This window comes from Shigella sp. SIG6 (assembly GCF_053555815.1).
Window position 1 is genome coordinate 22,659 of sequence record NZ_JBQZXC010000041.1, and the last position, 6,374, is coordinate 29,032.

Annotated in this window: 5 protein-coding genes; 4 read left to right on the forward strand and 1 reads right to left on the reverse strand. The window is 48.3% G+C overall.

From position 1 onward, the window contains the following. Positions 1-68 precede the first annotated feature (68 nt). From rstA to tus, 4 genes are all read left to right on the forward strand, one after another. Positions 69-812, forward strand: coding sequence for a two-component system response regulator RstA (gene rstA, locus ACUU1M_RS09380; protein WP_134799675.1), 744 nt, complete (start codon positions 69-71; stop codon positions 810-812). Between the two features lie 224 nt (positions 813-1,036). Then, the gene (locus ACUU1M_RS09385) at positions 1,037-2,356 is read left to right on the forward strand and encodes a cation:dicarboxylate symporter family transporter (protein WP_000898120.1); all 1,320 of its coding nucleotides are present in this window, start codon (positions 1,037-1,039) and stop codon (positions 2,354-2,356) included. A gap of 178 nt (positions 2,357-2,534) precedes the next feature. Continuing rightward, positions 2,535-3,836 carry a two-component system sensor histidine kinase RstB gene (gene rstB, locus ACUU1M_RS09390; RefSeq protein ID WP_000732490.1) on the forward strand — a complete coding sequence of 434 codons (1,302 nt, stop codon included), beginning with the start codon at positions 2,535-2,537 and terminating at the stop codon, positions 3,834-3,836. A 75-nt stretch (positions 3,837-3,911) separates the two neighbouring features. Next, positions 3,912-4,841, forward strand: a complete 930-nt coding sequence (gene tus, locus ACUU1M_RS09395) for a DNA replication terminus site-binding protein (RefSeq protein WP_000135189.1) — start codon at positions 3,912-3,914, stop codon at positions 4,839-4,841. On the opposite strand, the gene fumC is transcribed toward tus, so the two are convergent. Beyond that, positions 4,838-6,241: a class II fumarate hydratase gene (fumC, locus tag ACUU1M_RS09400; RefSeq protein WP_001099125.1), complete on the reverse strand. Its 1,404-nt coding sequence runs from the start codon at positions 6,239-6,241 to the stop codon at positions 4,838-4,840. The genes tus and fumC overlap by 4 nt on opposite strands. Positions 6,242-6,374: the final 133 nt, after the last annotated feature.

The window sequence follows — 6,374 nt, forward strand, 5'->3', positions numbered from 1 at the left end:
AGAAACGATTGATAGTAAGTAAAAACAGCGCGGTGTATTGTGACGTTTTTATATCTACCGTGAATGTTATGAACACTATCGTATTTGTGGAAGATGATGCGGAAGTCGGTTCACTGATTGCCGCGTACCTGGCAAAACATGATATGCAGGTTACCGTAGAACCGCGCGGCGACCAGGCCGAAGAAACCATTTTGCGAGAAAATCCGGATTTGGTGTTACTCGACATCATGCTACCAGGCAAGGACGGCATGACCATTTGTCGTGATTTACGCGCAAAGTGGTCTGGACCGATTGTTCTTCTAACCTCTCTCGATAGCGATATGAACCACATCCTGGCACTGGAAATGGGTGCCTGCGACTATATTCTCAAAACGACGCCCCCTGCTGTTTTGCTAGCGCGTTTACGTTTGCATTTGCGTCAGAATGAGCAAGCCACACTGACCAAAGGTCTTCAGGAAACGTCTCTGACTCCCTACAAAGCCCTGCATTTCGGCACGTTAACTATCGACCCCATCAACCGCGTAGTCATCCTGGCTAACACTGAAATCTCGCTCTCGACAGCTGATTTCGAATTATTGTGGGAACTAGCTACGCATGCCGGGCAAATCATGGACCGCGATGCATTGCTGAAAAATTTACGCGGCGTCAGTTATGACGGACTGGATCGTAGCGTGGACGTGGCTATTTCGCGGTTAAGAAAAAAACTGCTCGATAACGCCGCAGAACCTTATCGCATTAAAACTGTGCGTAACAAAGGCTATCTTTTTGCGCCTCATGCATGGGATAGTGACAATAAACAATCAGATGACTAATATTTGTTCATCTGAAAAAGAGAACAATTAACGAATTCAATTAATAAGAGCTTATTCAAATTCCAAACCCCCTACATTTGATATGAATATGAGAAAAAATTTCTCTATAATCGCCTCGTCCCTGCGTCTTATGGCGCAGATTTTTTACAACAAACTCTTTCCGGCATTTCAGGTGCTGAATGAGGCAAGAGGCTTAAAAAACGGTTACAACTTTCACATATGTTGTGCTTTTTTTGATCTGCTCATGGGGGATTTTCAAAACGGACCAAAAGAGCGAATCCCTTTCCAAAAGTGTTTTTATCGCGATTTTCCTGGGGGCTATCATTGGTATCTCCCTGCATTTCATTCCTGAGACAAGCAGTGAAACCGTTATCGAATGGTATAATATTGCTGGTAACGGTTATGTTAATTTATTAAAACTTGTTGCCGTTCCACTCATATTCATTTCGATTCTTTCAGCGATTAATAAGCTCGAAAATAGCGCTGGTATTGGCAAGATGTCTTTAACTATTGTTGCCTGTATGTTGTGTTTAGTCATGATTGCAGGTTTAGTTGGCCTGGCTATTGCCAGTGCAATTGGCCTTGATGCCAGCGCCTTTGGTCATATGCAATCCTCTTTAACCAGCGATGACGTCTCGAAAACAGCTGCGGTATCTTTACCGCGACTCATTACGTCATTGATCCCAACCAACCTCTTCCTTGATCTGACCGGGGCAAGAAGTGTTTCGGTTATTGGCATCGTCATCTTTACAATTCTTGCTGGTATTGCGCTGTTAAAAGTAAAGAAAGATGCACCAGCAGAGGGCGAAAAATTGAGCGCGGGGATCAACGCGATTCAAATATGGGTAATGAAAATGGTCCGTATTGTCATTGCGCTGACGCCTTATGGGGTAATGGCACTAATGGCGAAAGTCTTCTCAACGTATCAGCTTTCACAGTTTACCAATTTGCTCGGGTTCATCGTCGCCTGTTATCTGGCCGTTTTTGTGATGTTTATTGTTCACTCGGGCATTTTGCTGTTAATAGGTAAAAACCCCGTTAACTATTACAAGACCGTCTGGCAAGTACTTACCTTTGCGTTTGTTTCTCGCAGTAGTGCGGCTTCAATTCCTCTGGCTATTTCTGCATTGGAAAAATTGGGGGTTCCAAATACGATTGCTAATATTGCAGCGTCTTTTGGTTCCAGCATGGGACAAAATGGCTGCGCTGGGATTTATCCTGCCGTGATGGTGGCGATGATTGCTCCAACAATGGGTATCGATCCCTTCTCATTGCAATTCCTCGCAACTCTTTTACCTGCCATCGCGCTTGGCTCAATAGGGGTAGCAGGCGTAGGTGGTGGTGGGACATTCGCGGCGCTGATTGTCCTTTCAACACTTAATTTCCCTGTCGCATTAGTAGTTATTTTTATTGCCATAGAGCCGATCGTTGATATGGCAAGAACAGCGCTTAATGTGAATGGTTCAATAATGTCCGGTGTAATATCAGCCCGTCTTCTTAAGGATAGAGAGACTAAAGAACAACAAAGCGTCACGTTAAATTAAACCTTAGCATAATAAACAAGCCCCGGTGGAAAATTGAATTTACTGAATATGAATACGCCGGGGATACATCCGTCTGTTCCGGACATTATCTTCCAAACAAGGTCTTATCCAGTTGGCAGTTTACATTGCTCCACAGTCGTGAATTAATACGAATAGTATTCTGTTGCGGGCGATGCCAATGAAAAAATTGTTTATCCAGTTTTACCTGTTATTGTTTGTCTGCTTCCTTGTGATGTCTCTGCTGGTTGGGCTGGTGTACAAATTTACCGCCGAACGCGCGGGCAAACAGTCGCTGGATGATTTGATGAACAGTTCGCTGTATCTGATGCGCAGCGAATTGCGAGAGATCCCCCCACACGACTGGGGTAAGACGCTGAAAGAGATGGATTTAAATCTCTCTTTCGATCTGCGTGTCGAGCCACTGAGTAAATACCATCTTGATGATATTTCCATGCACCGACTGCGTGGCGGCGAAATTGTCGCCCTGGACGATCAGTACACGTTTTTGCAGCGTATCCCGCGCAGCCACTACGTGCTGGCAGTTGGTCCTGTTCCTTATCTTTATTACCTCCATCAAATGCGATTGCTGGATATCGCCCTGATCGCTTTTATTGCTATTTCCCTCGCCTTTCCGGTGTTTATCTGGATGCGTCCGCACTGGCAGGATATGTTAAAACTGGAAGCAGCGGCGCAACGATTTGGCGATGGGCATCTCAATGAACGTATCCACTTTGATGAGGGTTCGAGCTTTGAACGACTTGGTATCGCATTTAACCAGATGGCGGACAATATCAACGCCTTAATTGCCAGCAAAAAACAGCTTATTGACGGTATCGCTCACGAACTGCGAACACCGTTAGTGCGCCTGCGTTATCGACTGGAGATGAGCGATAACCTGAGCGCCGCCGAATCCCAGGCGTTGAATCGTGATATCAGTCAACTTGAAGCTTTAATTGAAGAGCTGCTGACTTATGCCCGACTCGATCGCCCACAAAACGAGCTTCATCTTAGCGAACCAGACCTGCCGTTGTGGCTGTCAACGCATCTGGCAGATATTCAGGCAGTAACGCCCGATAAAACGGTACGGATAAAAACGCTCATGCAAGGCCATTATGCGGCGTTGGATATGCGCTTAATGGAGCGCGTGCTGGATAATTTGCTCAATAACGCCCTGCGCTACTGCCATTCAACGGTTGAAACCAGCCTGCTACTGTCGGGGAATAGAGCGACATTAATTGTTGAGGATGATGGCCCAGGGATTGCCCCAGAAAACCGCGAACATATCTTTGAACCTTTTGTTCGCCTCGATCCCAGCCGGGATCGCTCAACCGGCGGCTGCGGGCTGGGGCTGGCAATTGTCCACTCTATAGCACTGGCAATGGGCGGTACGGTTAATTGTGACATCAGCGAACTGGGTGGTGCTCGCTTCTCGTTTAGCTGGCCGTTATGGCATAACATCCCGCAATTTACCTCTGCCTGACACTACGCGCACGATGGTCAAGTCACCACGACTGTGCTATAAAATAAGTATGTTGTAACTAAAGTGGTTAATATTATGGCGCGTTACGATCTCGTAGACCGACTCAACACTACCTTTCGCCAGATGGAACAAGAGCTGGCTACATTTGCCGCTCATCTTGAGCAACACAAGCTATTGGTTGCCCGCGTGTTCTCTTTGCCGGAGGTAAAAAAAGAGGATGAGCATAATCCGCTTAATCGTATTGAGGTAAAACAACATCTCGGCAACGACGCGCAGTCGCTGGCGTTGCGTCATTTCCGCCATTTATTTATTCAACAACAGTCCGAAAATCGCAGCAGCAAGGCCGCTGTCCGTCTGCCTGGCGTGTTGTGTTACCAGGTCGATAACCTTTCGCAAGCAGCGTTGGTCAGTCATATTCAGCACATCAATAAACTCAAGACCACGTTCGAGCATATCGTCACGGTTGAATCAGAACTCCCCACCGCGGCACGTTTTGAATGGGTGCATCGTCATTTGCCGGGGCTGATCACCCTTAATGCTTACCGCACGCTCACCGTTCTGCACGACCCCGCCACTTTACGCTTTGGTTGGGCTAATAAACATATCATTAAGAATTTGCATCGTGATGAAGTCCTGGCACAGCTGGAAAAAAGCCTGAAATCACCACGCAGTGTCACACCGTGGACGCGCGAGGAGTGGCAAAGAAAACTGGAGCGAGAGTATCAGGATATCGCTGCCCTGCCACAGAACGCGAAGTTAAAAATCAAACGTCCAGTGAAGGTGCAGCCGATTGCCCGCGTCTGGTACAAAGGAGATCAAAAACAAGTCCAACACGCCTGCCCTACACCACTGATTGCACTGATTAATCGGGATAATGGCGCGGGCGTGCCGGACGTTGGTGAGTTGTTAAATTACGATGCCGACAATGTGCAGCACCGTTATAAACCTCAGGCGCAGCCGCTTCGTTTGATCATTCCACGGCTGCACCTGTATGTTGCAGATTAACGCCCGGCTTTCATACTGCCGACCATCTGTTCTGGCCGTACCCAGCTGTCAAACTCGGCTTCGCTAAGATACCCCAGCGCAAGGGCCACAGCTTTTAAGGTCAGCCCTTCTTTATGCGCTTTTTTGGCGATCTCCGCGGCTTTGTCATAACCAATGTGGGTGTTAAGCGCAGTCACCAGCATCAGCGATTCATTGAGTAATTGATTGATTCGCTCACGATTCGGTTCAATACCCACTGCGCAGTGTTTGTTAAAACTTTCCATGCCATCTGCCAGCAAGCGCACCGATTGCAGGAAATTATGGATCACCATCGGACGGAAGACGTTCAGTTCAAAGTTACCGGAAGCGCCACCCATGTTGATCGCCACGTCGTTCCCCATTACCTGACAGCAGAGCATGGTTAATGCTTCACACTGGGTTGGGTTCACTTTCCCCGGCATGATTGAGCTGCCCGGCTCATTTTCCGGGATTGAGATTTCACCAATTCCGCAGCGCGGGCCAGAGGCCAGCCAGCGGACATCATTGGCGATTTTCATCAGTGACGCAGCCAACCCTTTCAACGCGCCGTGCGCCTGAACCAGGGCATCACAGGTCGCAAGCGCTTCAAATTTGTTCGGCGCGGTAACAAACGGTGCACAGGTAATGACTGCCAGTTCATCTGCTACGCGACGCGCATACTCCGGATGGGTATTTAGTCCAGTACCCACCGCTGTACCGCCAAGAGCCAGTTCCGCTACGTGAGGCAGGCTGTATTCGATATGTTTGAGATTATGCTCGAGCATCGCTACCCAGCCGGAAATCTCCTGCCCTAGTGTTAGCGGCGTGGCGTCCTGCAAGTGGGTTCGACCGATTTTGACGATATCGGCAAATGCACGCGATTTTTCACTCAGCGTCTGTGTCAGGGTTTTAAGCTGCGGAATGAGTTGCTTGCGCAGTGCCAGCAGCGCCGCAACGTGCATCGCCGTCGGAAAGACATCGTTGGAACTTTGGCTTTTGTTCACGTCGTCGTTAGGGTGAACTTTACGTTCCATCCCGCGCACACCGCCGAGTAATTCACTGGCCCGGTTAGCCAGCACTTCGTTCATGTTCATGTTACTTTGCGTGCCGGAGCCGGTCTGCCAGATAGCCAGCGGGAATTCGTCGTCATGCTGTCCTGCCAGTACTTCATCCGCCGCCTGCCGAATGGCGCTCGCTTTCTCTTCAGACAACAAGTCTAAATCTTCATTAACTTTTGCCGCTACGCGCTTGGTTAGCGCCAGCGCATGAATCAGTGAGGTGGGCATTTTCTCCGTCGAAATGCGGAAATGCTCCAGCGAGCGTTGAGTTTGTGCGCCCCACAGCTTATCTGCCGGGACATCAATCGCCCCCATCGAATCTTTTTCGCTGCGTACTGTATTCATGGCCTGCTCCTCACCTGATTAATTTTTTCTTTCTGTTTTGCTTTCGTTAAGCAACTTTTAGCTCACTCATTATTTACTATTTGATAACAAATGTTTGGTCTTTCGTGCCATGTAAAAAAACCGCCCCGAAGGG